Annotated in this window: 20 protein-coding genes and 1 tRNA gene; 15 read left to right on the top strand and 6 right to left on the bottom strand. The window is 63.4% G+C overall.

Features of this window, described 5'->3' with window-relative positions; all coding sequences use genetic code 11:
* Nucleotides 1-268: 268 nt before the first annotated feature.
* The 3 genes from J8I29_RS04460 to rpoD all read left to right on the top strand — a co-directional run bounded on the left by J8I29_RS04460 (nucleotide 269) and on the right by rpoD (nucleotide 6,420).
* The gene (locus tag J8I29_RS04460) at nucleotides 269-1,729 is read left to right on the top strand and encodes a porin (RefSeq protein WP_209430776.1); all 1,461 of its coding nucleotides are present in this window, start codon (nucleotides 269-271) and stop codon (nucleotides 1,727-1,729) included.
* 269 nt (nucleotides 1,730-1,998) lie between these two features.
* Nucleotides 1,999-3,906 (top strand): DNA primase, encoded by a 1,908-nt coding sequence (gene dnaG, locus J8I29_RS04455; protein ID WP_209430775.1) that lies wholly within the window; start codon nucleotides 1,999-2,001, stop codon nucleotides 3,904-3,906.
* Nucleotides 3,907-4,419: 513 nt separating this feature from the next.
* On the top strand, nucleotides 4,420-6,420 hold the full coding sequence (gene rpoD, locus J8I29_RS04450; protein ID WP_105865271.1) for an RNA polymerase sigma factor RpoD: 2,001 nt from the start codon (nucleotides 4,420-4,422) through the stop codon (nucleotides 6,418-6,420).
* Between the two features lie 332 nt (nucleotides 6,421-6,752).
* Here the strand turns inward: rpoD and J8I29_RS04445 are convergent, their stop codons facing one another.
* The 3 genes from J8I29_RS04445 to J8I29_RS29915 form a co-directional block, all read right to left on the bottom strand.
* Nucleotides 6,753-9,926, bottom strand: a complete 3,174-nt coding sequence (locus J8I29_RS04445; RefSeq protein ID WP_209430774.1) for a multidrug efflux RND transporter permease subunit — start codon at nucleotides 9,924-9,926, stop codon at nucleotides 6,753-6,755.
* Nucleotides 9,927-9,937: 11 nt separating this feature from the next.
* Entirely contained in the window at nucleotides 9,938-11,089 is a 1,152-nt protein-coding gene (locus J8I29_RS04440) for an efflux RND transporter periplasmic adaptor subunit (RefSeq protein WP_105865269.1), read from the bottom strand.
* Nucleotides 11,090-11,453: 364 nt separating this feature from the next.
* Complete coding sequence (locus tag J8I29_RS29915) at nucleotides 11,454-11,696, bottom strand: hypothetical protein (protein WP_245196653.1); 243 nt, start codon at nucleotides 11,694-11,696, stop codon at nucleotides 11,454-11,456.
* Between the two features lie 51 nt (nucleotides 11,697-11,747).
* On the opposite strand from J8I29_RS29915, the gene J8I29_RS30375 reads away from it, so the two are divergent.
* From J8I29_RS30375 to J8I29_RS04420, 4 genes are all read left to right on the top strand, one after another.
* A complete protein-coding gene (locus J8I29_RS30375; RefSeq protein ID WP_348535979.1) occupies nucleotides 11,748-12,191 on the top strand; it encodes an HlyU family transcriptional regulator in 444 nt (147 codons plus the stop codon).
* Between the two features lie 85 nt (nucleotides 12,192-12,276).
* Nucleotides 12,277-12,353 (top strand) — tRNA-Arg (locus J8I29_RS04430).
* Nucleotides 12,354-12,524: 171 nt separating this feature from the next.
* Entirely contained in the window at nucleotides 12,525-14,147 is a 1,623-nt protein-coding gene (locus J8I29_RS04425) for an ABC-F family ATP-binding cassette domain-containing protein (protein WP_209430773.1), read from the top strand.
* A 252-nt stretch (nucleotides 14,148-14,399) separates the two neighbouring features.
* Nucleotides 14,400-14,816: a VOC family protein gene (locus J8I29_RS04420; protein WP_209430772.1), complete on the top strand. Its 417-nt coding sequence runs from the start codon at nucleotides 14,400-14,402 to the stop codon at nucleotides 14,814-14,816.
* Nucleotides 14,817-14,923: 107 nt separating this feature from the next.
* On the opposite strand, the gene soxR is transcribed toward J8I29_RS04420, so the two are convergent.
* A complete protein-coding gene (gene soxR / locus J8I29_RS04415) occupies nucleotides 14,924-15,367 on the bottom strand; it encodes a redox-sensitive transcriptional activator SoxR (RefSeq protein WP_105865265.1) in 444 nt (147 codons plus the stop codon).
* A gap of 122 nt (nucleotides 15,368-15,489) precedes the next feature.
* Between soxR and J8I29_RS04410 the strand changes: the two genes are divergently transcribed.
* The 8 genes from J8I29_RS04410 (at nucleotide 15,490) to J8I29_RS04375 (ending at nucleotide 21,874) form a co-directional block, all read left to right on the top strand.
* Nucleotides 15,490-16,926, top strand: a complete 1,437-nt coding sequence (locus J8I29_RS04410; protein ID WP_209430771.1) for an MFS transporter — start codon at nucleotides 15,490-15,492, stop codon at nucleotides 16,924-16,926.
* 258 nt (nucleotides 16,927-17,184) lie between these two features.
* A complete protein-coding gene (locus J8I29_RS04405) occupies nucleotides 17,185-17,517 on the top strand; it encodes a hypothetical protein (protein WP_209430770.1) in 333 nt (110 codons plus the stop codon).
* Between the two features lie 172 nt (nucleotides 17,518-17,689).
* A complete protein-coding gene (locus tag J8I29_RS04400) occupies nucleotides 17,690-17,908 on the top strand; it encodes a hypothetical protein (protein ID WP_105865262.1) in 219 nt (72 codons plus the stop codon).
* On the top strand, nucleotides 17,908-19,356 hold the full coding sequence (locus J8I29_RS04395) for a TolC family protein (protein WP_209430769.1): 1,449 nt from the start codon (nucleotides 17,908-17,910) through the stop codon (nucleotides 19,354-19,356). The genes J8I29_RS04400 and J8I29_RS04395 overlap by 1 nt, the downstream gene beginning before the upstream one ends.
* 17 nt (nucleotides 19,357-19,373) lie before the next feature.
* Nucleotides 19,374-20,762 carry a copper oxidase gene (locus J8I29_RS04390; protein WP_105865260.1) on the top strand — a complete coding sequence of 463 codons (1,389 nt, stop codon included), beginning with the start codon at nucleotides 19,374-19,376 and terminating at the stop codon, nucleotides 20,760-20,762.
* Between the two features lie 21 nt (nucleotides 20,763-20,783).
* The gene (locus J8I29_RS04385; RefSeq protein WP_209430768.1) at nucleotides 20,784-21,269 is read left to right on the top strand and encodes a cupredoxin family protein; all 486 of its coding nucleotides are present in this window, start codon (nucleotides 20,784-20,786) and stop codon (nucleotides 21,267-21,269) included.
* Nucleotides 21,269-21,553, top strand: coding sequence for a copper-binding protein (locus J8I29_RS04380; RefSeq protein WP_105865258.1), 285 nt, complete (start codon nucleotides 21,269-21,271; stop codon nucleotides 21,551-21,553). The genes J8I29_RS04385 and J8I29_RS04380 overlap by 1 nt, the downstream gene beginning before the upstream one ends.
* Before the next feature lie 87 nt (nucleotides 21,554-21,640).
* Entirely contained in the window at nucleotides 21,641-21,874 is a 234-nt protein-coding gene (locus J8I29_RS04375; RefSeq protein WP_209430767.1) for a hypothetical protein, read from the top strand.
* Between the two features lie 191 nt (nucleotides 21,875-22,065).
* Here J8I29_RS04375 and J8I29_RS04370 read toward each other — a convergent pair whose 3' ends face one another.
* The gene (locus J8I29_RS04370; protein WP_209430766.1) at nucleotides 22,066-23,103 is read right to left on the bottom strand and encodes an NAD(P)-dependent alcohol dehydrogenase; all 1,038 of its coding nucleotides are present in this window, start codon (nucleotides 23,101-23,103) and stop codon (nucleotides 22,066-22,068) included.
* A 169-nt stretch (nucleotides 23,104-23,272) separates the two neighbouring features.
* Entirely contained in the window at nucleotides 23,273-24,802 is a 1,530-nt protein-coding gene (locus J8I29_RS04365) for a sugar ABC transporter ATP-binding protein (RefSeq protein ID WP_209430765.1), read from the bottom strand.
* Between the last annotated feature and the right edge of the window lie 2 nt (nucleotides 24,803-24,804).

The following is a 24,804-nucleotide window of genomic DNA, read 5'->3' as shown; positions in this document are numbered from 1 at the left end:
GCATTTCCTCAGAAGCGCAGATAAAACGAGAACCCGAACTATCATCGCACTCCCTTTGCACGCCTTGATGATCGGCGGATGCCAAGCACAGTTATTCGCCATCGTCAGCAACGGCACCAGCACGGAGGAATTTATTATCATCTCCTCCGCACAAGTCTCCACACTCAACGTTTATTCTCATTCTTCATAAAATATAACTATATCGTCATGAAATTGTTATAAATCTCAATGTGGCTTTTCGGAGACAGTTATTAGTTATAAGAATGTCATGTCAGTATTTATTCTCCATCAATGTTGTGAATATTCAGAAAATTGCGCAAAGACACCTCGGCTCTCGCTTCACGAGCATCCGGCCACAATTGCCCTCAAAAGGCGACAGGTCGGGCTCGGCACTGAAACGAACCAGCCCGATGTACCCAACCCAATTTGCTCAGTGAGCTATCTGATGACGATCAAATCTCTTCTGCTCGGCGCCGCGGCCAGCCTCACCGCTCTCGCTGCCGCTCAGGCCGCCGACCTCCCCATGACCAAGGGGGAAGCCGTCGAATATGTGAAGGTCTGCTCCGCCTTCGGCCCCGGCTTCTTCTACATCCCCGGCAGCGATACCTGCCTCAAGATCGCCGGCGAAATCCGCGCCGACTATCGCTTCTATAACCAGAGTGGCGATGGCATTAAGGCCAATACCAAGAACGACTTCGGATCTGACTTCTACAAACAGAATCGTGACATCCACTCCAGCGCCTTCAATACCGAGGCTCGCATTTCCTTCGATGCGCGCACTCAGACCGAGTTTGGCCTGCTGCGTTCCTTCTTCCAGATTCGAGGCATCAGCCATCCCATCAACTGGGATTCTACTAAGGATACCTCCGGCAATACCTTCTCGATCAAATATGCCTACATTCAATTCGGTGGCCTGACCGCTGGTTACGCCCATTCCTTCTTCGGCTTTTACGACCTTGACTTCGGCAACACGGTCTGGGGTCCCTATTATGCCCAGTCCAACGTCGTGAACCTGTTGGCCTATACGGCTGATTTCGGTAGCGGCTTCACAGCGACCCTCTCGATCGAAGATGGCCGTGACCATCGCCAGAACGCCTTCGCCAAGAATCAGCAGGGCGGCCAGCAGATTCCAGACGTGGTCGGCCAGATCCGCTTGAAGCAGGACTGGGGCTCGGTGGCCGTCCAGGCAGCCGCCCATCAATACCGTACGGCCGAGACGATTGTTCCGCGCGAAAACAAGTGGGGTTACGCGGTCGGCGGCACTTTGCTCGTCAACATCCCGGTCATCGACAAGGGTCACTTCGTGATCGAAGGCCAGTATGCCGATGGTGCGCTCGATTATCTCGGCATTGGCTCCAGCAAGCTCAAGGGCCAGGACTACTTCTTCAACAGCAATGGCGGCTTCGACGGCGGCAAAGGTTGGTCGGTGACGGCCGAACTCGGCGGCAATTTCGCACCGCAATGGGGTGCCAACCTGGTCGGCGCCTATATCGACACCACCTATGACAAGTTCAGCAATCTGGGCGACCGCAAGGTCAAGGAATACTCGCTGACCGGCAACGTGATCTACACGATCGTCAAAGGCCTGACCGTTACCGGCGAAGTCACCTACACGCACCAGACCATCGACAACCTGTCCTATGTGCCGACGGCCGGAGTTGCGGCGATCGCCCGCGACGCCAAGTCGGACTTCTGGATGGGCGGCGTGCGTATCAAGCGCACCTTCTGATCTGCGCGCGAACTGTTGATGCACGAGGGAAGGTCCGGCCCATGCCGGGCCTTTTCTTATACCGGCCGTTGTCCTCCCGGGTGCGCGGACGTCTCGTCCGCTTTTCCTTAATCAATCGCTGCACGTCCAAGAAGCGGACGGGACGTCCGCGCACCCGGAAATTGCGCCTATCTCGCCGTCCTGAGGACAACGGGGAAAGATTCGACTCACGCCTTTCGTGCTAGACTAGGGCTCTTGCGTCGGTGGCCAACGTCCTCACATAAGAGCCCATGAAATACCCGCCCTCCCTGCTCGACGAAATCCGTGCCCGGCTGCCTGTGTCCGAGGTGGTGGGCCGGCGCGTGAAGCTTAAGAAGCAGGGCCGGGAGTGGCGCGGCCTCTCGCCTTTCAATGCCGAGAAGACGCCGTCCTTCTATGTCAACGACCAGAAGGGCTTCTATCACTGCTTCTCCTCGGGCAAGCATGGCGACATCTTCCGCTTCCTGAGCGAGGTGGAGGGCATTTCCTTTCCCGAAGCGGTGGAGCGTTGCGCCAACGATGCGGGTGTCACCCTGCCCAAGATGACGGTGGAGGATGTCCGCCGCGAAGAGCAGCGTGCCTCGCTGCATGAGGTGATGGAACTTGCCGCCGCCTTCTTCCAGTCTCGCCTGCAGGCGCGGGAAGGCGCAGCCGCCCGCGGCTATCTCGCCGATCGCGGGCTGACGCCGGCGATCCAGGCCGAATTCGGCATCGGCTATTCGCCGAACGAGAAATTCGCCCTGCGCGACCATCTCGCCGGCAAGGGCGTCGACCGCGACGCCATGATCGAAGCGGGCCTTCTCATCCATGGCGAAGACATCCAGGTCCCCTATGATCGCTTCCGCGACCGCATCATGTTCCCCATCCATGATGTACGCGGCAAGGTGATCGCCTTCGGCGGCCGCGCCATGGACAAGGAGGCATCCGCCAAATATCTCAACTCGCCCGAGACATCGCTCTTCCACAAGGGCGCCTGCCTCTACAACCATCATCGCGCCCGCAAGGCCGCCCATGAAAAGGGCGGCGTCATCGCGGTGGAGGGCTATGTCGACGTCATCATGATGAGCGTGGCGGGTTTTGGGCATACGGTCGCGCCGCTCGGCACGGCCCTTACCGAAGACCAGCTCAATCTGCTCTGGCGCATGAGCGAGGAGCCGGTGCTGTGCTTCGATGGAGACAAGGCTGGGCGGCGCGCCGCCTATCGAGCCGTCGACGTGGCCCTGCCGCAGATCGGCCCCGGCAAGACCTTGAAATTCGCGCTGCTGCCGGGCGGGCAGGATCCGGACGAACTGGTGCGCAGCTCTGGCGCCACGGCGGTGTCGGAAGTCCTGCAGGGCGCTCTGCCCCTTTCCGACATTCTCTGGGCTCGCGAGACGGAGAGCGGCGACTTCTCCACGCCGGAGCGGCGCGCCGCGCTCGAACGCAAGCTGATGGATGCGCTGGCGCCGATCCGCGACGAGACGGTGCGCAAGCATTATCGGGCGGAAATGGATAACCGCCTGCGCAGCTTCTTTGCCCCGGCCCGGACGGCCCAGTCCGGCTTTGCGGGCGGTCCGCAGCGGGCCTGGCGCCAGGGCGGCAGCCGGCGCGAAACATCGCAAACCACGCATCTGGTGACGCCGGCGGTCAGGGAAAGCGCACGCATGCGGGGCGGCCATGGCAGCATTCCCGCGCGCGAGGCCCTCATCCTGGCCGTCGTGGTGGCCCATCCCTATCTGCTGGACGACCATTGCGAATTGCTGGCGGGGCTCGAGTTCGAGAATGTCGAGGCGAGCCGCCTGCGCCAGGCCTTGATCGATTGCGTGGCGCATGGGCTGCGCGAATCAGTTGCGGTCGAGGCCGAGTTGATGACCCAGGGATTCGAACGTTTGCTCGCGCATATCGCCGCTTTGAGCAGTCCAACCCACTTTTGGGTGCGACGGGACGCCGCGTTTCCCGACGTTCGGGACGGATTCGTGCATGCAGTGGCCTTGCATCATAAGAATCGCACGCTACATAAGGAACTCAGGCTCGCCCAGGCGGCCATGGACCAGGACTTCACCGAAGAGAATTGGGCTCGGCTCACCAATATCAAGGCGCAGATCGCCGCGATGGAAGGAACCGAGGCGATGATCGAGGGGTTTGGAGCTTCGTCCGGGCGGACTTCGCGAGCCGTGTAGGACTAGCAGGGTTAACGGCGGATTAGCCATTGCCCGGGTAGTGATAGCGCCAGTTCCTGGAACTGGAATTTCGATTCTGGCAGTTGCTGCAAGGCGTTACGCAGACGAATCGAAGGTCTTTCCCAGGACGCTGGAGCAAGGCGGCGACAAGTCGGGTGGCTCCGGGTACCGGATGCTGCCCTTTTTGGTGTTGGCAAACAGTCGGCCTTGGCGGGAATCTCCTGCCGGGTGCGGGTTTTGGGTCGGGGTCCCCAATCGAGGCGAGGACCATGCACCAAAGCCTTGAAGTTGTTTGGAATTGCTTGGACGCGCCGACAGGCGAATCTAGGAAATTCCGCATCGGGTTTGGCACAGGGTGCACGGATGCGCCAGTGCTTGCGGGCCAAAATCTGTGGCCCGGGTGAGTTGACAGTTGTCGGCTTCGGACCGGCAGGGACGTGATGCGGGATTTCAGAGCTCTACCCGGCGGGGCGAGCTGCGAAATCCTGCTTGAGCGAGTGAGGGAAAGCAACGATGGCGAAAAAGGAAGCTGACAAGGAAGAAACGCCGGACACCGAAGCGCCGAGCCAGGACAGCCCCTTGCTCGATCTGTCGGATGCCGCGGTTCGCGCCTTGATCAAGCGCGCCAAGAAGCGTGGCTATGTCACGCATGAAGAGATCAACAACGTCCTGCCTTCCGATCAGGTCGATGGCGACCAGATCGAGGACGTGCTCGCCATGTTCTCCGAAATGGGGATCAATGTCGTCGAGAACGAAGAGAACGAGGAGTCCGAGGAGGCTGCTCAGGGCGAGGAGGAGGAAGCCGAAGGCGGCGACCTCGTCGAGGCCACTTCGACGCGCGCGATCGCTTCCACCACCACGGCCAAGGAGCCGACCGACCGCACCGACGATCCCGTGCGCATGTATCTGCGCGAGATGGGCACGGTGGAGCTCCTGTCACGCGAAGGCGAAATCGCCATCGCCAAGCGCATCGAGGCCGGCCGTGAGGCGATGATCGCCGGGCTGTGCGAAAGCCCCCTCACCTTCCAGGCCATCATCATCTGGCGCGACGAGCTCAATGATGGCAAGATTCTCTTGCGCGACATCATCGATCTCGAGGCGACCTATGCCGGCCCCGACGGCAAGAACCCGCCGGCAGTGGCGAGCGATGGCGATGCCGAGGGCGGGGAGCCCGAGCAGCAGCAGATGGACGACGACGCCTTGCCGCCGATGGACGGCGAGATGGACGAAGACGACATGGAGAACAACGTGTCGCTCTCGGCCATGGAAGCCGAGCTCAAGCCCAAGGTGCTCGAGACCTTCGACCGCATCGCCGACGACTACAAGAAGCTGCGCCGCCTGCAGGATGTGAATGTCGAGAGCCGGCTGCAGAACCGTTCGCTCTCGCCTTCGCAGGACCGCAAATACAAGAAGCTGAAGGAAGAGATCGTCGTCAACGTCAAGAGCCTCTCGCTCAACCAGGCCCGCATCGATGCTCTGGTCGAACAGCTCTACGACATCAACAAGCGCCTGATCAGCTATGAAGGCCGCCTGATGCGTCTGGCCGAGAGCTATCGCGTCGACCGGTCGGACTTCCTGAAGACCTATCAGGGCTCCGAACTCGATCCCAAGTGGATCCTGCGCGTCTCCAAGCTCGGTTCCAAGGGCTGGAAGGAGTTCGTGGCCCACGAGCTCGAGACCATCAAGACGATGCGCGAGGATATCCATAACCTCGCCACCGAGACCGGCCTCGAGATCACCGAGTTCCGCAAGATCGTGCATATGGTGCAGAAGGGCGAGCGCGAAGCTCGCCAGGCGAAGAAGGAAATGGTGGAGGCCAATCTGCGCCTCGTCATTTCCATCGCCAAGAAATACACCAATCGCGGCCTGCAGTTCCTCGACCTGATCCAGGAAGGCAATATCGGCCTGATGAAGGCGGTCGACAAGTTCGAATACCGCCGCGGCTACAAGTTCTCGACCTACGCCACCTGGTGGATCCGGCAGGCGATCACCCGCTCGATCGCCGACCAGGCCCGCACCATCCGCATCCCCGTGCACATGATCGAGACGATCAACAAGATCGTGCGCACGTCGAGGCAGATGCTGCACGAGATCGGCCGCGAGCCGACCCCGGAGGAACTGGCCGAGAAGCTCGCCATGCCGCTCGAAAAGGTGCGCAAGGTGCTCAAGATCGCCAAGGAGCCGATCTCCCTGGAAACCCCGATCGGCGACGAGGAGGATTCACATCTCGGCGACTTCATCGAGGACAAGAACGCTATCCTGCCGATCGACGCGGCCATCCAGTCCAACCTGCGCGAGACCACCACGCGCGTGCTGGCGTCGCTGACCGCCCGCGAGGAGCGCGTGCTGCGCATGCGTTTCGGCATCGGCATGAACACCGACCACACGCTGGAGGAAGTCGGCCAGCAGTTCTCGGTGACGCGCGAACGTATCCGCCAGATCGAGGCCAAGGCGCTGCGCAAGCTCAAGCATCCGAGCCGCTCGCGCAAGCTGAGGAGCTTCCTCGACAATTGATGTCCTGCGAGCGCGGACGTCTCAGCGACATGCCTGCATGTCGCGATGTCCGCCTCTTGGAGACGAAAAGCCCTCCGTGCCCGGCATGGAGGGCTTTTCGTTTGTCAGGGCAAGGGTTGCTTGCGAGGACCGGTCGGCGCGGCAGCCGGCTGTGACCGCGGACGTCTCGTCCGCTCTTGGAAGCGTCCCGCTTGGGGATGGGAAGAAGCGGACGGCACGTCTGCGGTCCCAGGTCCTGCGCTTCCCGCACCACATGGGCAAGCGACAAAAAAGGGCTTCCCAACCACGGTCGGGAAGCCCTCTTGCCTGCGAAAGCGCAAAGACTCCAGGCGCTACTCTGCCGCCGGCACCGCTTCGGCCGGCTTGGCCTCCTTCTTCTTCTTGCCTGGCGCAAGCATGCGCAGCGTCACGTAGAACACCGGCGTCAGGAACAGGCCGAAGAAGGTGACGCCCAGCATGCCGAAGAACACGGCCGTGCCGAGAGCCTGGCGCATTTCGGCGCCTGGGCCGGTGGCGATCAGCAGCGGCACCACGCCCAGGATGAAGGCAAAGGCCGTCATCAGGATCGGGCGCAGGCGCAGGCGGCAGGCCTCCACCACTGCTTCGATCGGGCTCTTTCCATCCCGCGCTTCCGCCTCGCGCGCGAACTCCACGATCAGGATGGCGTTCTTGGCGGCAAGGCCTACCAGCACGATCAGGCCGATCTGCGTGAGAATGTTGTTGTCCATGCCACGCGCCATCACGCCAAGCAGAGCCGAGAGCACGGCCATCGGTACGATCAGGATGATGGCGAGCGGCAATGACCAGCTTTCATACTGGGCAGCCAGCACCAGGAAGACGAACAGAACCGACAAAGCGAAGATGAAGATCGCGGTATTGCCGGTCGCCCGCTCCTGGAAGGCCAGGTCCGTCCATTGGAAGCTGGTGCCCTGCGGCAGGGTTGCCTTGGCCAGAGCCTCCATCTCGTCCAGGGCCTGGGCGGTGGAGACGCCCGGGCCGGCATTGCCCTGCAGCGGCACGGACGGGTACATGTTGTAGCGCTGGATCAGCTGCGGGCCGGAAACCTCCTTCACCTCCACCAGCGTGCCGAGCGGCACCAGAGCTCCCGACGCCGAACGCACACGCAGGCCGCCGATCTGCTCGGGATCGTTGCGGAAGCGCTGGTCGGCCTGGGCCTGCACCTGGTAAACACGCCCGAACGCATTGAAATCATTGACATAGGCCGTGCCGAGATTCTGCTGCAGCGTGTCAAAGATATTGGTGATCGGGACGTTCAGTATCTCGGCCTTCTGCCGGTCTATATTGAGGAAGAGCTGCGGCGAGTTGGCCGAGAAGGTGGTGAACACGCCCGACAGCTTGGGGTTCTGGCGCGCCTTGCCCATCATCTCATAGGTCGAGGCGAGAATGCGCTGGATGTCCGAGCCCAGCCGCTCCTGCACCTGCAGCTTGAAGCCGCCCGCATTGCCGATACCGCGCACCGGCGGCGGCGGGATGGCGATGATGAAGGCCTCCTCGATCACCTGCATGCGCCCGAACAGGTCCTTGATGATCTTGTCCGCCGTCAGCCCTTCCTTGAGACGCTCCTCGAAGGGCTTGAACGGCACGAAGACCGCGGCCGAATTGGTGGCATTGGTGAAGGTGGCACCGGAGAAGCCGGCAAAGGCCACCGCATCCTGCGCCCCGGGCGTTGCCCGCGCAATTTCGGAAACCCGCCGCGTGACGGCATCGGTACGCGAGAGCGCGGCACCGTCCGGCAGCTGCACCACCACGATGGCATAGCCCTGGTCGAGCGTGGGGATGAAGCCCTGCGGCACCTTCTGCACCGCCCAGACCGTGCCGGCCAGCAGTCCCGCATAGAGCGGCAGCATGATGATCTTTCGCCGGACGACGCGGTTCACGCTGGAAGCATAGCCGTTGGACAGGCTGTCGAAGCTGCGGTTGAAGCCGCCGGCCAGCCTCTTGCCGAGCCTCGTCAGGGGATTGCGCGGCGGCTCATGGCTGTGCGGCTTGAGCAGGATCGCGGCGAGCGCCGGCGACAATGTGAGCGAGACGAAGGCGGAGAGGAAGGTCGAGACCGCGATCGTCAGGGCGAATTGCCGGTAGAACTGGCCCGATATGCCGGGGATGAAGGCGGTGGGAATGAAGACCGCGCCCAGCACCAGGGCGATGGCGATAACCGCCGTGCCGACCTCGTCCATGGTTTCGTGCGCCGCATCGCGCGGCGACATGCCCAGGCTGATGTTGCGCTCGACATTCTCCACCACCACGATGGCGTCGTCGACCACGATGCCGATCGCCAGCACCATGCCGAACAGGGTCAGCGTGTTGAGCGAAAAGCCGAAGGCGGCCATGATCGCACAGGTACCGATCAGCGAAATCGGGATGGCGATCACCGGGATGAGCGCCGTGCGCCAGCTCTGCAGGAAGATGATGATCACCACCACCACCAGCACCACGGCCTCGCCGAGGGTGTGGTAGACTGCGTTGACCGATTCCGCGATGAACTGGGTGGGATTGTAGACGATCGAATAGGCGATTCCCGGCGGGAAGGACTGCTTGAGTTCCTCCATCTTCTTGATGATCTCGTCGGCCGCCTGCAGCGCGTTGGTGTTGGGGCGCTGGAAGATCGCCAGCGCCACCGCCGGCTTGCCGTTGAGGTAGGAATTGGTGACGTAGTCCTGCGCGCCGAGTTCCACGCGCGCCACGTCCTGGACCCGAACGAGTTGCCCGTCCGGGGTCGAACGCACGATGACCCGACGGAACTGGGCGACATCCTGGAAGCGCCCCTGGGTGTTGATCGTGACCTGGAAGGCCCCGCCCGAGGTGGTCGGTTCCTGGCCAATGGCGCCGCTCGAAACCTGGACGTTCTGGGCCTGGATCGCCTGCACCACGTCGGAAGAGGTCAGTCCGTAGCTGGCGAGCTTGTCCGGATCGAGCCAGACGCGCAGGCTGTATTGGCGCTCGCCGAAGATGGTGAGGTCGCCGACGCCGTCGAGACGCAGGAGGTCGTCGCGCACATTGTTGCGGGCGTAGTTTGAGACGTAGAGCTGGTCGTAGCGGTCATCCGGGGAGAACATGTGGATGACCATCATCAGGTCGGGCGAGGATTTCAGCGTGGTGACGCCGAGGCGCCTGACATCGTCGGGCAGGCGCGGCGTGGCGATGGCGACCCGGTTCTGCACCAGCACCTGCGCTGTATCGAGATCGGTGCCAAGCTTGAAGGTGATGGTCAGCGACATCGAGCCGTCATTGGAGGCATAGGAGGACATGTAGAGCATGTTCTCCACGCCGTTGATCTGCTGCTCCAGCGGCGTGGCCACGGTGGCCGCGACGGTCTGGGCATTGGCGCCGGGATAGCTGGCGCGCACCACGATGGTGGGCGGCGCGATCTCGGGATATTGCGCGACCGGCAGGCCGAGAAAGGCGATGGCGCCGACAAGGGTGATCACGACCGCCAGAACCGACGCAAAGATCGGCCGGTCGACGAAGAAATGGGCAAACCGCATGGACCGCTCTCTCAGTTGGCGGCTGCGACGGCGGTCGCCGGCAGGGTCGTCAGCTTGGGATCGACCTTGATGCCGGGTCTCACCCGCATCAGCCCGTTGACGACGATGGTCTCGTCACCCTTGAGCCCCTCGCGGATGACGCGGTAGCCGTCCACGCGCGAACCGACACGCACCGGCTTCAGCGAGATCGTATTGTCGGCGCCGACGACATAGACGACGCGCCGGTCCTGGTCGGAACCGAGCGCGTCCTCGGGCACCAGCACGCCCTTGTATTTGTCGGAACCGAGAATGCGGATGCGGCCGAAAAGGCCGGGCACCAGGGCCAGATCCTTGTTCTCGAACACGGCGCGGGCCCGCATGGTGCCGCTGGCGGCATCCAGGCGATTATCGGTGAAGTCCATATGGCCCTTGTGGATGGGCTCGCGCTCGTTGGAGGTGGCGACCAGAACCTCGTTGAGATTGCCGTCGCTCGAGACGCGCAGCGATCCGGTCGAGAGCTTCTGGTAGGCGAGATAGGAACGCTCGTCGACGTCGAAGTAGAAATTGATCGGATCCATCGACACCACATTGGTGAGGACGGTCTCGTTCGCGTTGACGAGATTGCCCAGCGAGACCAGCCGGCGCGACATGCGCCCGGCGATCGGCGCCTTGATCTCGGTGAACTGCAGATCGAGCTTGGCGCGGTTTAGGGTTGCCTGCGCCCGGTTGAGGTCAGCCTTGGCGGTGGCCAGGGTCTGGGTGCGCTCGTCATAGATCTGACCGGTGATGTTGCCGGATTTGCGCAGGTTCTCGGCACGGCTGACGTCGCCGGCGGCGAAATCCACCCGCGCCTTGGCGGCCTCCACGCCGGCCTGCGCCTCCTCGAGGGCAGCCTGGTAGGGACGCTGGTCGATGGTGAAGAGCGGATCCCCCGCCTTGACGATGGCGCCGTCGACGAAATGGATCTTGTCGACATAACCCGAGACGCGAGCCCGGACATCCACCCGGTCGACAGCCTCGAAGCGGCCGATGAAGTCGTCATATTCGACGACTTCCTTCACCACGGGCTTGGCGACGGACACGGCAGGAGGCGGCGCGTTCTGGGCGAGCGCTGCGGTCGAGAGCCCCAAGGCCAACAGGGTGCCGATGACGCCCTCGCGGCCACGCAAATTTTCTAGTATCATTTTACCTTCACGCATTGCTGCCCCTTTGTGGACCCTGGTGAAAAATCAATAGTTCAACGAGAGCCGACATCAGGCATGCCGAGGGCCCCGTCTGCCGGGTCCATCGACCATCCCGATGCCGGCTCCCTTGTCCGGCAAAACTGAAAAATGAAATCCCCCGCGGCTCCCGCCGTCTTGTGGGGCTCCTTGATTTTGGTCTTCCCGCGGCAATTTCAAGGCCACCGGATGGAGACCGATGCGGAAAAAAACGCGAACCCGCGCTTTGGAGAGGTGCGCCGAGGTTCGGGGGCAACGCCTGCCCGGGGCTTTTCTACAAACGCATCGGCTGTGCCGAAAACCGGAATTCCGTTTTCGGCACAATGTTCTAGCGGCGCCAGCCGCGATGCCGATGGCCGCGATGCTCCCATTCGTGCCCGTTCTTGCCGTCGGGCGGATCCTGGATCGCCTCGTCGCAGGCACCGAAGAAGCGGTACCAGGGCAGGATGCATTCGATCCTGGCATTGTCGGCGTAGCGCTCGCCTTGAGGGCGGGAGGCCGCCTGTCCCGTACCTGTCCCAGCATAGAACCCACCCATCACGATCATGCTGGCGAGAATGAGCTTGTTCATGTCTGTGTCCCAGGAATCGCTGCCGCATCCCATTGCGGCCGGCAAATTCTAGTGAAGCACGCCGGCGGGAGCAAATCCCCGCAGCCTCCGCGCGAAAGCTCGTCCTCCCACAACCGGGCGGAAGATGCGCCCATTGGCGACAGGCGTCAATGCAGCTATCGTGCGGGCCTTGATCAATCAGACCGGGACTTTGCCGTGGCCTCCTTCCTTAAATCCCTCTCCTCCCTGTTCGGAGGCAAACGCGAATCGGATGGCGAGCCGGCACCCAAGGGGGATGGCGAGGAATATAACGGCTTTACCGTCCGCCCCGCCCCTTACAAGGAGGGTGGCCAGTACCAGACCTGCGGCTATGTGGAAAAAGAGATCGGCGGCGAACTCAAGAGCCATAAGTTCATCCGGGCCGACCGTTTCGCCAGTCTGGACGATGCCGTGCAGTTTTCGCTGACCAAAGGCAAGCAGCTGATCGACGAGCAGGGCGAGGGTTTGTTTCGATAATGTGAAAAAAAGCGCGAGGGGGGCTTGCATCCCCTGCTTGGCTTGGTTATCAGACCGCCCATGGAAGCGCCGGTCGCTTCCCAGCGCGCCCGTAGCTCAGCTGGATAGAGCATCAGACTACGAATCTGAGGGTCAGAGGTTCGAATCCTTTCGGGCGCGCCATTCTCTCCTTTTCCTTCACATTGTCAGTTGCTTGTGGGCATGAGCCGATGTGCTGTCTCATGCTCGAGCAAGGATGACGCGTCGTCCTTTCCTCTCCAGGCGATGAGGCCTTTCTCAAATTCCCGGCATCGCGTAAGAGCGCGGTTCCCTAGGCATTGACCGCACCGCACCATGATCCGTCTCGAAAACATCTCAAAGCAAAACGGCAACCAGATTCTGTTCATCGAAGCCTCGGCCACCCTGCAGAAGGGCGAGAATGTCGGGCTCGTCGGCCCGAACGGCGCTGGCAAGACGACGCTGTTCCGCATGATCACCGGCGAGGAGGAGCCCGATGAGGGTCGCGTCTCGGTCGACCGCGGCGTCACCATCGGATACTTCAACCAGGATGTCGGGGAAATGGCGGGCCGCAGCGCCGTCGCCGAGGTGATGAACGGGGCCGGGCCGGTCAGCGAGGTCGCGGCCGAGTTGAGGGAGCTCGAGGCGGCGATGGCCGACCCGGACCAGGCCGACAACATGGATGCCATCATCGAGCGCTATGGCGAGGTGCAGGGGCGATTCGAGGAGCTGGGCGGCTACGCGCTCGAAGGCCGCGCCCGCGAAGTCCTGGCTGGGCTCAGCTTCAGCGAAGCCATGATGGACGGCGATGTCGGTGCCCTCTCCGGCGGCTGGAAGATGCGCGTGGCGCTGGCCCGTATCCTCCTGATGCGCCCCGATGCGATGCTGCTGGACGAGCCGAGCAACCATCTCGACATCGAGAGCCTGATCTGGCTGGAAGAGTTCCTCAAGGGCTATGAGGGCGCCCTCTTGATGACCTCGCATGACCGTGAGTTCATGAACCGCATCGTTTCCAAGGTGGTGGAGATCGATGGCGGCACGCTGACCAGCTATTCGGGCGATTACGAGTTCTACGAGCAGCAGCGCGCCCTCAACGAAAAGCAGCAGCAGGCGCAGTTCGAGCGCCAGCAGGCGATGCTGGCCAAGGAAATCAAGTTCATCGAGCGCTTCAAGGCGCGCGCTTCCCACGCGGCCCAGGTGCAGAGCCGGGTGAAGAAGCTGGAGAAGATCGACAAGATCGAACCGCCGCGCCGGCGCCAGAGCATCGCCTTCGAATTCCAGCCCGCTCCCCGCTCGGGCGACGACGTCGTCAGCCTGAAGGACGTGCACAAGGCCTATGGCGACCGCAGCATCTATGAAGGTCTCACCTTCCAGGTCCGCCGCAAGGAGCGCTGGTGCGTGATGGGCATCAATGGCGCGGGTAAATCCACCTTGCTCAAGCTCGTCGCCGGCACCGCCGAGCCCGACAAGGGCACGGTCGTCCAGGGCGGCAGCGTCAAGATGGGCTATTTCGCCCAGCACGCCATGGACCTGCTCGACGGTGACCGCAGTATCTTCGAGACGCTCGAGGATGCATTTCCCCAGGCGGGCCAGGGTTCGCTGCGGACGCTGGCCGGCTGCTTCGGCTTTTCGGGTGACGACATCGAGAAGAAATGCCGCTTCCTCTCGGGCGGCGAAAAGGCTCGGCTGGTCATGGCCAAGATGCTCTACGACCCGCCGAACTTCCTGGTGCTGGACGAGCCCACCAACCATCTCGACCTCGCCACCAAGGAGATGCTGATCGCGGCCCTGTCGCAATATGAGGGCTCGATGCTGTTCGTCTCGCATGACCGGCGCTTCCTGGCCGCCCTCTCCAACCGCGTGCTGGAACTGACGCCGGACGGCATCCACCAATATGGCGGCGGCTATACCGAATATGTCGCCCGCACCGGCCACGAGGCGCCGGGGCTTCATAGTTGAGACGGCCCTGCCGGAGTTGAAACCGGATCAGGCGCGCCGATCTCCAGATCGGCATAGCCGGCGGGCGCCATCGCCTCACTGAAAAAGATGCCGATCAGGCGATCGGCACTTCGGCTACTTGCCCATTGGCCTCAAAATTGGCACCCATGCCGTTCACGGAGAGTGGGCAAGGGCGCAGCATGACGGGGCCGAAAGAAGCCCTTATCCTTGAATATGCCGCAAGAGGACGCCCACCGCCTGGAGGACATGCCGATGAAACTGACGGTCCAGCCTTTCCTGATGTTCCAGGGGCACGGCCAGGCGGATGCCGCCATGAACCTCTATGTCTCCCTGTTCCCCGATGGCGAGATCCTCGATGTCGAGCGCTATGGCCCCGGCGAGATGGGACTGCCGGGCTCGATCAAGAAGGCGCGCTTCAGCATCGCCGGCCAGAGCGTGATCTGCATCGATAGCCCGGTGCAGCACAATTTCACCTTCACCCCCTCCTTTTCGTTCTTCATCGATTGCGCGACGAAAGAGGAGCTGGATCGCCTCTTCGCGGCCCTGTCGCAGGACGGCACGGTCTTCATGGCCCTCGACGACTACGGCTTCAGCCGCCGGTTCGGCTGGGTCGCCGACCGTTTCGGCGTCTCATGGCAGATCAACCTGCCGTTCGAGCCGGCGGAGTAGAGCGCTTTCGAGAAAAGCTGATGGACTTTTCGATTAAGAAAACGCGTCTAAACAAAGAATGAGTGAGTAAAGTACGTTTCGGAAAATCGTATTTTACTCAAGACCGGCTACGCCTCCGCCTCCTGCATCAGCCTGACCGGCCCGTTTCCCGCACCGGCGAGGCGGTCATCGGTATTGAGCAGGGTGCAGCGCTCCATCGACAGGCAGCCGCAGCCGATGCAGCCCGTCAGCTCGCTGCGCAGATTCTGCATCAGGGCGATGCGGTGGTCGAGTTCGCCGGCCCAGTGCGTGGCGAGCATTTCCCAATCGCTGCGCGAGGGCGGACGATCGTCCGGAAGCTCGGCAAGGCGCGCCCCGATCTCCGCCAGCGAAAAGCCGAGTTCCTGCGCCACCTTGATCAGGGCCACGCGACGCAGCACGGCCCGATCGTAGCGCCGCTGATTGCCTTGGCTGCGCCGGCTGCGGATCAGCCCCTTGCGCTCGTAGAAATGCAGCGCCGTCACCGATACGCCGCTGCGATGAGCCAGATCGCCGACGCTCATCTCAACCATGGATCGTCTCCCAGAAAACCTCTTGACCTTAACTTAAGTAGAGGTTGTAGGCCAGACAAAGTCGCGATGCCGAAATGGCGCCGGGCCTTGTTCGAGATGGATGCCGCGAGTTGGAGTCGAAGATGGATGCGCAAGTCAGCACGGGAACCCAAGCCCATTGGCGGGAGATTGCGGTCGGCCGCTATGCCGGCGCGACAGCCACGCTCTGCCTTGGCGTCGCCCTGTTCGCCTTCAACAGCTTCCTGGTCTCGACCGCCCTGCCCTCGGCGATCGACGAACTCGGCGGCGCTTCGCTGATCGCCTGGTCCGTCAGCCTCTATCTGATCTTCGCCATTCTCGGGGGCACGATCGCGGCACTCCTCAAGGCCCGCTATGGCGCGCGGGCTGCGCTGATCGGGGCCGCCCTGTTGTTCACGGCCGGCACCTTGTTTGCCGGCCTGGCCCCGGCCATGGCCGTGCTCCTGGTCGGCCGCGCCCTGCAGGGCTTTGGCGAAGGCCTGATCGCCGCGATCTGCTATGCGCTGATCCCGGAGATATTCCCCTCCCGGCTGGTTCCCAGGGTATTCGGCGCCGAAGCGATGGTCTGGGCCACGGCGGCCTTCGGCGGTCCGGCCGTTGCCGGCATCATCAGCGAAACCGTGTCGTGGCGGGCCGCCTTTCTGGTCAACGTGCCGCTCTCCCTGATCTTCATCGCCCTGGTCCTCAAGGTCGTGCCGCATGCGGACCGGCAGCAAACGGCAGCGGCGCTTCCGCTCGTCCAGCTCAGCGCCATCGGAGCCGGCATGGCGGCGGTGATGATCGCCGACATGGCCGGCGCCGGCAGTGGCGCCATCCTGCTGCTGGTGCTTGCCGCGCTGCTCTATGCCGGTGCCGTCTACAGCGACAGGCGCTCGCCTGCGCGGCTGTTCCCCAAGGATGCCTTCCGGCTCGGCCAGCCCATCGGCCTCGGCCTGTGGATCGTCTTCCTGATGCCGATGGCGCATTCGGCCGCCTCGGTCTATCTCGTCTACCTGATCCAGCATCTATGGGGCTATGGCGCGACGCTGGCGGGAGCGCTCAACGCGGTGATGGCCGTGTGCTGGAGCCTCGTCGCCATCGCCGTGGCCAGCGTGGCCTCGCAGAGGATCCGCCGCCGGCTGATTTGGCTGGGACCGCTGTTCCTGGTGCTGGGACTCGTCGCCATCATCACCGCGCTCTGGAAAACCGACATCGTGCTGCTCGTCGGCGGGCAGGTCCTGATCGGCGCCGGTTTCGGCGCGAGCTGGGGCTATCTCAGCCAGGGCCTGATGGAGGCCTCACCGGTGGAGGAGCGCAACCGCACATCGGCCCTGCTGCCCACGCTCCAATCGGCAGCCTATGCCATCGGCGCCGCCGTGCTCGGTTTCGTGGCCAACGCCAATGGCGCGGGCTCTGCCACCACGGGCCCGCAACTGCAGCAAGCCATGCTGACCGTGTTCATCCTGGCCATCGCGATCGCCCTGCCCGGCTTCTTCGCCGCGCTGAAACTGGCACCGCAGTTGTTCCGAGAAAAGGAAGAGCCGCGCGAATGTCTGGCATGAGGCCAATGAGGCTCGCATAGGGTCAAGCACGGCATGAGAGATCGGAGCGTTTTCTCTTCAAGAGAGGCGCTGCCGACGCGCCGCCGTCGCTGCCGCCGGCCTCCCCTGCAGGCAAGCGGCTTGTCCGAGCTCTCGAAATGGCTGCTTGTCCTTCCCATATGGGAACCTTCATACAGGGTCCCGATGATTCGCCTTTTTCGCCCTTTCCTGTGCCTGATGCTCGCATTGCTTTTCGCAGTGACGTCCGTGGGCTGGGCGATGGCGAGCACACGCATGCCCGGCGATCTCGCCACGAGCCATCACGCTGCCGGCAAGAAGGCCGACGCGCCGCATCATGACCAGGCGACGATGACAGGTGAGATGTCCTGTCATCCGCCGGCGCCATGCAGCGATGAGGACGGTGCTGGTGAAGCCGCTTCCACTTGCTGCGCCTTTGCCTGTCATGTCGCCGTGGAACCCGATGCTCCCCTCTTGAACGCCCGCACCTTCATCATCGCCATCAAGCTCGCCTTCATGGAACCGGGCTTGCCGATGGCGATGCTGTCCCTGCTCGACAGACCGCCCAGGCGGGCCGACGCGTCCGCCGGCTGATCGTCCCCCTTCTGCCTTCCGTTCGGCGCCCCTGCGTCGCCGGAACTCCCGCGGGCTCGGCCGACCGGTCGCAATTCGAGGCGATTGACGCCTCGCACTCTGCCTTGTCTCCAAAACCTGTGCGCCTGCGGCTGCCTTGAAGGCGGCCGGACGCTGCTGCCCGAGAAGCATCATGAAAATCGCCATTCCGACGGCTCTCGCCGTCGCCCTGTCCGCTTGCGCGCCACCGCCCAAGCTTGCCGTCGGCCCTGACCCGTCCAATCCCGATACGCCGGTGCCGCGCCTGCACTATACGCCGGTGACCTCAGGCACCCTCGATTTCCGCCCCGTCGAGCCCAGGCCCTGGGTTGAAAGGAACGACAGGGTCGCTCCCAAGCGGGAGGGACAATAATGGCCCTGCCAGTTCTCATCGCCCGGTCCAATCGGCTAGCCGTGCTGACCGTGCTCGCCTTCGGCTTGGCGGGCTGCGCCAGCTTCACACCCGATGGCGGCATGATGCCCGTCAAGGGACGCGTCGCATCCGAACTCGGCAAGGAAGCCGTCAAGATCACCTCGCCGACCGAGGCAGCCCAGGCCAAAGCCCGCATCACCAACCTGCTTGCCCGGCCTCTGACGGCCGACAGCGCCGTGCAGATCGCGCTTCTGAACAATCGCGGCCTCCAGGCCGACTACAACACCCTCGGCATTTCCGAGGCCGCCTATGTCGCGGCAAGCCTGCCGCCGAGTCCGACCTTCCAGCTTGAGCGCGTGGCGGCCGGCGGCGAGCTGGACATTGAGCGCCGGCTGGTGGCGAGCGTCCTCTCCTTGCTGACCCTGCCGGCTCGCCGCGACATCGCCAAGACCCAGTTCGAGGCGGCCCGCTACCGGGCCATCGAGGCGACCTTCCGCCTCGCCGCGGATACGCGCCGGGCCTATTATCGCGCGGTGGCGGCCCGCCAGACCGTCGGCCTGCTGCAGAAGGCCCGGCTTTCCGCCGAAGCTGCCGGCGATCTCTCGCGCAAGCTCGGCGAAACCGGCGGCGCCACCAAGCTCGACCAGGCGCGATCGGCCTCCTTTTATGCCGAGGTCTCGAACCGCCTCGCCGAAGCAAGGCTTCAGGCCGGTATCGAGCGGGAGGCCCTGATCCGCCAGCTCGGCCTGTGGGGGAACGAAACCGACTATAAATTGCCGGGAGTTCTGCCGGCCACGGCTGGAAAGTTGCCGTCCTCGAGCGAAATCGAGGCGCAGGCCGTCCGCAGGCGCGTCGACCTGATCGCAGCCCGGCTCGATCTCGACGCCATGGCCGCCGAGCTCGGCCTGACCCAGGCGAGCCGCTATGTTTCCCTGCTCGATCTCACGGGCCTGGCCAACTACACCCGCGCCAGCGAGGACGGCGCGAAGAAGCGCAACTATCCGCGCGGCTTCGAGCTCGAAGTGCAGATCCCGCTCTTCGATCTCGGCGAGACCGGGGTAAGGCACGCGCGCGAGACCTATATGCAGGCGGTCAACCGGCTGGTGGACAAGGCCGTCACGGTGCGCTCCGAGGCAAGGACCGCTTTTCTCACCTATCGCGGCCGGCACGAGATCTGGCGCCAGTACCGCGCACGCATCCTGCCCTTGCGCAAGACCATCAACCAGCAGGCCGTGCTCGAATATAGCGGCATGCTGATCGACGTCTTCGACCTGTTGACCACCACGCGCGAAAGCCTCGACGTCAGCGTGGCTGCAATCGGCGCACAACGGGATTTCCTCATCGCCGGCGTGGACTTCCAGGCTGCCCTCATCGGCGGCGGCTCGGCCCCGTCATCGGGCGGGGAAACCGCCATGGCCACCGCGCCCGCTGCCGGCGCCGCGCATTGATCACAGGAGCTGACCTCATGACGGTATCCCGCCGTTCCTTTCTCGGTGCCGCGGCCCTAATCAGCGCCGGCACCATCTCCAGCCGCGCCCAGGCCGCCGCCATCCCGGAAGCGCCCACCATGAAGGAAGCCGGCATGCAGCCCCCGCTCGTGCCGACCAGCGGCGTCGACTACAACCCCGTGGTCACGCTCAACGGCTGGACGCTGCCCTGGCGCATGAATGGCGACTGGAAGGAATTCCATCTGGTCGCCGAACCGGTGGTGCGCGAGATCGCCCCCGGCATGGTCGCCCATCTGTGGGGCTACAACGGACAATCGCCGGGCCCGACCATCGAGGCCGTCGAGGGCGACAAGGTGCGCATCTTCGTCACCAACAAGCTGCCCGAGCACACCACCATCCACTGGCACGGGCAGTTGCTGCCCAATGGCATGGATGGCGTCGGGGGACTGACCCAGCCGCATATCAAGCCCGGCAAGACCTTCGTCTACGAGTTCCAGCTGCGCAAGAGCGGCACCTTCATGTACCACCCGCATGCCGACGAAATGGTGCAGATGGCGATGGGCATGATGGGCTTCTTCGTCGTGCACCCGCGCGACCCGGCCTTCCGGCGCGTCGACCGGGATTTCGTCTTCCTCATCAACGCCTACGACATCGAGCCGGGCTCCTATGTGCCCAAGGTGGCGGAGATGACGGACTTCAATTTGTGGACCTGGAACAGCCGGGCCTTTCCGGGCATCGATCCCCTGGTCTGCGGCAAGGGCGACAAGGTCAGAGTGCGCTTCGGCAACCTCACCATGACCAACCACCCCATCCACATGCATGGTTATGACTTCAAGGTCTCCTGCACCGATGGCGGCTGGGTGCCCGAAGCAGCCGCCTGGCCGGAGGTGACCATCGACTGCGCGGTCGGGCAGATGCGCGCCTTCGACTTCACCGCCGACGCCGAGGGCGACTGGGCCATTCACTGCCACAAGTCGCACCACACCATGAACGCCATGGGCCACGACGTCCGCAACTATATCGGCGTCGACAAGAAGGCTGTCGCGGCCAAGATCCGCAAGCTCGTGCCCGACTACATGCCCATGGGCTCCGCCGGCATGGCGGACATGGGCGAGATGGAAATGCCGCTGCCCGACAACACCCTGCCGATGATGACGGGCTTCGCCCAGTTCGGCGCGGTCGAAATGGGCGGCATGTTCTCGGTCGTCAAGGTTCGCCAGGGCCTGGCCGCCGGGGACTACAAGGATCCGGGTTGGTTCAAGCACCCGGAAGGCACGGTCTCCTATGAATGGACCGGCGCGTCGAAGAACGCCTTCCACGCGCCCTCCGCTCCCGAGAACCGTAGCAGCACCGCCGAAGTCCGCGTGATCAAGCCCGGCCGGCGCTCCAACCACGATCAGCACTGATTCCCGATGAAAGGAGCATGGATGTTTTCGAAAATCCTATTTGCGGCCGCACTGGCCCTCGCGGCCGGGCCGGCCCTGGCCGATGCCGGGCACGCGCATGGCGAGGCGCGCGCCTATGGCGAGCCGGGCGATGCCAAAAAGCCGGCGCGCACCATCGCCATCACCATGCGCGAGACCGACGGCAAGATGATGTTCATCCCCAGCAAGATCGAAGTGCGTCAGGGCGAGCAGATCAAGTTCGTCCTGCGCAACAATGGCGAGATCGATCATGAGATCGTACTCGCCACCCTGGCCGAAAACCTCAAGCACGGCGCCGAGATGCAGAAGAATCCGGATATGGAGCATGACGATCCCAACGCCCGGCGCCTCAACCCCAAGAAAACCGGCGAAATGATCTGGAAATTCACCAAGGTCGGCGAGTTCGACTTTTCCTGCCTGATCCCGGGCCACCGCGAAGCCGGCATGACCGGCACGATCGTCGTCACCGCGAAGACAGGAGCCTTCTGATGCGCAAACTCCTCCTCACCCTCGCCTTCTCCGTCCTCGCGACATCGGCACTGGCGCAAACAGCGCCCGTCAAGGGCGAAGTCACCAAGATCAACGAGGCCCAGGGCAAGATCACCCTCAAGCACGGCCCGATCAAGAATCTCGACATGGAAGGGATGACGATGGTGTTCGCCGTGGCCGATCCGGCCATGCTCAAGACGGTCAAGCCCGGCGATAAGGTTTCCTTCGAGGCTGACCGCGTCAATGGGCGCCTGACGGTGACCAAGATCGAGAAGGCGAAGTAACGCCGGCTCGACCGGCCCCCTTCCCTCGAAGGGGGCCGCTGAACCACTGCAGGTTTTGGAATGCGCAGAGTTCTCTTGATAGCCGGAATGTTCGCCGGTCTTGCTTCCACGCACGCGAATGCCGGCGACGGCGCGCTTGCCGGCGTGCTGGTGCGCAATGGCTGCGTCGAGGCGAAGGTCACCAAGGTCTACCGCGCCGCATCCACATCGGTGTTCCAAGCCAATTGCGGCGGCACCTCCCACCGCATCATCGAGGTGGAATGTGGCACCGCAGGGTGCCGCCTTCTGCTTCGGGGAGATACGTATGGCGAGGCTGAATAACCTCGCCTTTCGCCCTAATGCGGTTCACTTAAGCAGGAACCGCTCCGAATTTGTCATAGCCGGGCTTGACCCGGCTACCCAGAAGCCGCACGGACGAACCGTCGGGGAGCTGGATTGCCGGGTCAAGCCCGGCAATGACAAAGGTCGAGCACCCCGAAACGCTTAAGTGAACTGCATTGGCCTTTCGCCCGTCAATCCTCCATCAGGATCTGCAGCTTGACGTCCGTGGGCAGGGCCTTGGCAGCCCGCTCGAAGGCCGCGATGGAATCCTTGAAGGCATAGGTGCCGGTGATCAGCGGCTTGAGATCGACCTTGCCGGAACCGATCAGCGCAATCGCACGATCATAGATGTTGGCATAGCGGAACACCGTCTCGATGCGCACTTCCTTGGCGATGGCGCCGGGCACGTCGAAATTGACCGGATCCACCGGCAGGCCGACCAGAACCAGCGCGCCTCCGGGCCGCACCAGGTCGAAAATGCCGGTATAGGCCTTGGCACTGCCGCTCGCCTCGAACACCACGTCGGCGCCCCATTTGTCGGTCTCCCGCCCAATGGCGGCGGCGAAGGTTTCCTTCGTGAGGTCGACGGGAATGATGCCGTCATAGCGGCCGGCGATCTCGAGCTTTTCCTTGCTGAAATCGGAGATCAGCACCTTGCTGCAACCGCCGGCCAGGGCGGCGAGCGCGACCATGATACCGATCGGTCCGGCTCCGATCACCGCCCCGACGTCGCCAGGCGCGATGCGGGCGCGCGCCGCAGCCTGCATGCCGACGGCAAAAGGCTCCACCATCGCGCCTTCAGCGAAGGAGACATTGTCGGGCAGCTTGTAGGTGAAGGCCGCCGGATGCACCGTGAAGGGTGTGAGTACGCCATGCACCGGCGGCGTCGCCCAGAAGGTCACGGACGGATCGACGTTGTAGATGCCGAGTTTGGAAGCCCGCGAGCTCAGATCCGGAATGCCGGGCTCCATGCAGACGCGGTCACCGGGCTTGAGATTGGTCACCTTCGAGCCGACCTCGACTACGGTGCCGGCCGCTTCATGGCCCAGTACCATCGGTGCGTTGACGATGAAATTGCCGATGCGCCCATGGGTGTAATAGTGCACGTCGCTGCCGCAGACGCCGACGGTGTGCAACGCGATCTTCACATCGGTCGGCCCTACCTCGAGCGGGAGATCTATCTCGCGCAACGACAATTCGTGCTGGCGTTCAAGGACAAGGGCGCGCATGGAATTCCTCCGTTCAAGGCTTCTATCGCCGGAGCACCGGCAAGCATTCATCGGGCATTATCGCCAGTTTGTTGCGACAATCAACCAAGTCGGGCAACCGGCGACAGCAAGCTGGCCGACATGTTACCAGCTATCGATGCCGATCGGTGCATCAACCGCAAACCGGTCTTCACGCCGCATCGAGCTTGTGGATCAGGTCCATGATGCCTTCGCTCATGGCGCCGTAGTCGCGGCTGTTCTGCAGGTCTCCGGCCACACGGTAGCCGTTCATCACCACGATGCGGTCGGCAAGGGCGATCATCTCCGGCATGTCTGAGGTGATGAGCAGGATCGAGGTACCGGCATCCGACAGTTCGCGAATCAATTCATGCAGATAGGCCTTGGTCTTGATGTCGATTCCAACCGAGGGTTCGTCGATGATCAGGAGCCGCACCCCGGCGGCCAGCCATTTGGCAACGCTGATCTTCTGCTGGTTGCCGCCGGAGAGATTGCCGACGAGCTGCCCCAGCGAGGGCGTCCGCACCTCCAGCTTGCGGATATAGGGCTCGGTAGCCTTGCGCACGGCGCGATCAGTGAGCATGCCGCCAAAGCCGGCGAGCCTGCGCCAGATCGCAATGCCGGCATTGTCCAGCACCGAATGCAGGAGGATGAGCCCCTCCTGCTTGCGGTCCTCGCTGACATAGCCGAGGCGGTGGGTGTGGATCGCCTCGCCGACACTGGTGATGGTGACCTCCTTGCCGTCAAGCCGGATGGTGCCCGACGTCGCCGGCTGCAGCCCCATGATCGATTTGGCGAGCTCGGTGCGCCCTGCTCCGACCAGGCCATAGAGCCCGACGATCTCGCCGCGGCGGACGGTGAGATCGATGTCGCGATGGCCGAAGGGGGTGGCTACCTTTTCGAGCTGCAGAACGGGCGCCGCCCCGGCATGGTCGCGCGGCTTCCAGTCCGGGATCTGCTCGCTGCGCCCGATCATCAGGCGCACCAGGTCCTGGCGTCCGAGCCCCTCCATCGAGCGGCTGTCGCAGGCATTGCGCCCATCGCGGAGCACGGTGACCTGATCGCAGATTTCCTGCACCTCCTCCAGCTTATGGCTGACGAAGAGCATGCTCACGCCCTCGTTCCTGAGCTTCTTGAGCAAAGCGAACAGGGCGACGGTCTCATGCGGCGTGAGGGAGGCCGTCGGCTCGTCGAGCAGCAGTACGCGCGAGCGCAGGGACAGCGCCTTGGCGATCTCCACGAGTTGCATCTTGGCGACGCTGAGCTGCGAGACCGGGGTGGCCGGGTCGAGGTCGAGCCCGAGCACGTCGAGCCAGCGCCGCGCCTCGGCATTCACCGCGGCATAGTCGATCGGCTTGAACAGGCTGGCGCTCAGGCGCTCCAGCATGATGTTCTCGCCCACCGAGAAGCGTGGGATGAGGTTGCGCTCCTGATGCACGACGCCGATGCCCCTGGCGATGGCGTCGCGCGTCGAGGCGAAATGGGCGGGCTGTCCGTCGACCACCAGTTCGCCCTCGTCGGGCCTGAGCACGCCGGTGATCAGCTTGATCAGCGTGGATTTGCCGGCGCCGTTCTCGCCCAGCAGAGCATGGATGGAGCCCGGGCGCAGCGAAATCGAGACGCCTTCCAGCGCCTTCACGCCCGGGAAGAACTTGCTGACGCCGCGCGCCTGGAAGACCGGTGCCGAAGTCTGAGCCGCCATGT

Origin of the sequence: Labrys sp. LIt4, assembly GCF_017813775.1 — a bacterium.
GTDB classification, from domain to species: Bacteria; Pseudomonadota; Alphaproteobacteria; order Rhizobiales; family Labraceae; genus Labrys; species Labrys okinawensis_A.
Note: the sequence above shows the minus strand (reverse complement) of the source record. Positions and strands in the feature narration are given on the sequence as shown.